The organism is Pseudomonas sp. EL_65y_Pfl1_R83 (assembly GCF_963970695.1).
Lineage (GTDB): Bacteria > Pseudomonadota > Gammaproteobacteria > Pseudomonadales > Pseudomonadaceae > Aquipseudomonas > Aquipseudomonas tritici.
In genome coordinates, this window is sequence record NZ_CAXAQI010000481.1 from 1 (window position 1) to 437 (window position 437).

The 437-nt window shown below is 65.2% G+C and carries 2 protein-coding genes; both read right to left on the minus strand.

The features are described from left to right. The coding region (locus AACY08_RS29935; protein WP_339472703.1) for a KH domain-containing protein at window positions 1-251 on the minus strand (251 nt) is incomplete at its 3' end. Next, window positions 251-437, minus strand: a 187-nt coding sequence (locus AACY08_RS29940) for a large ribosomal subunit protein uL22 (RefSeq protein WP_339472704.1), incomplete at its 5' end; no start/stop codon positions are given. The genes AACY08_RS29940 and AACY08_RS29935, both read right to left, overlap by 1 nt.

Sequence of the window (437 nt, forward strand, 5' to 3'; positions counted from 1 at the left end):
ATGTCCGCGCCCTTCTTGCCGATGATCACGCCCGGACGAGCGGCGTAGATGGTGACGCGGCACTTCTTGTGCGGGCGCTCGATGATGATGCGCGACACGCCGGCCTGGCCGAGGCGGGCCTTCAGCGCCTTACGCAGCTTGAAGTCCTGGTGCAGCAGGCGCCCGTAGTCCTGACCGTCGGCGAACCAACGGGAGTCCCAGGTGCGGTTGACGCCAAGGCGCAGACCGACCGGATTGACTTTCTGTCCCATTAGGCGGCCTCGCTCAGCTCACGGACCACGATGGTGATCTCGGAGAACGGCTTTTCGATGCGCGAGGCGCGACCGCGGGCGCGGGCGGCGAAGCGCTTCATCACCAGGTTCTTGCCCACGTAGGCCTCGGCCACGACCAGGCTGTCGATGTCGAGGTTGTGGTTGTTTTCAGCGTTGGAGATCGCC